The 458-nt window shown below is 48.9% G+C and carries 1 protein-coding gene; it reads right to left on the bottom strand.

Annotated features, from left to right (window positions below; translation table 11 throughout):
• On the bottom strand, positions 1–368 hold a 368-nt coding region (locus tag FKM52_RS21515), incomplete at its 3' end, for a DUF3944 domain-containing protein (RefSeq protein WP_141178122.1).
• Positions 369–458 lie beyond the last annotated feature (90 nt).

The raw sequence follows: 458 nt of genomic DNA, 5'->3' as shown, positions 1-458 counted from the left end.
CTTTTCTCCAGGATCTTCATCAGCAGATTCATTTCAATGGTTTCAACACTGGATTTGTTGTTGTAGTTCACCTTCATTTTATCGCAGGCATCGGTGAGAATTTCCCGGTACAGCACCCCTTTACCCCAGCGGAGCAGCGTGGCAAAGCTGTTCGCCCCAAACGTCTGAACCTCGGCTGCAATGGCATCCCAGTAGCGCGGGTGGTTGGGCTTGTGTTTTTTATACTGAGGATCATAGGTCAGCGTTTCCGTGATGCGTGCCAGTCCGTCTTTCGGATCGCAGATAAGCACAGAAACCAGTAAATCCAGATCGTCACGATGGCAGTGGCGTAGAAACTCAAGGTCGGGGTCGTGTCGGTAGGTAGCCATATTTCACCTCATTGCAGATATTGGACCTGACAGTTTAAGGAAGCCACCGGACAGGGTTTGTCCGCCTGAAAAACAAAAAAGTAAAAAAAA

Source organism: Mixta tenebrionis (assembly GCF_006517625.1).
Classification (GTDB): domain Bacteria; phylum Pseudomonadota; class Gammaproteobacteria; order Enterobacterales; family Enterobacteriaceae; genus Mixta; species Mixta tenebrionis.
Note: the sequence above shows the minus strand (reverse complement) of the source record. Positions and strands in the feature narration are given on the sequence as shown.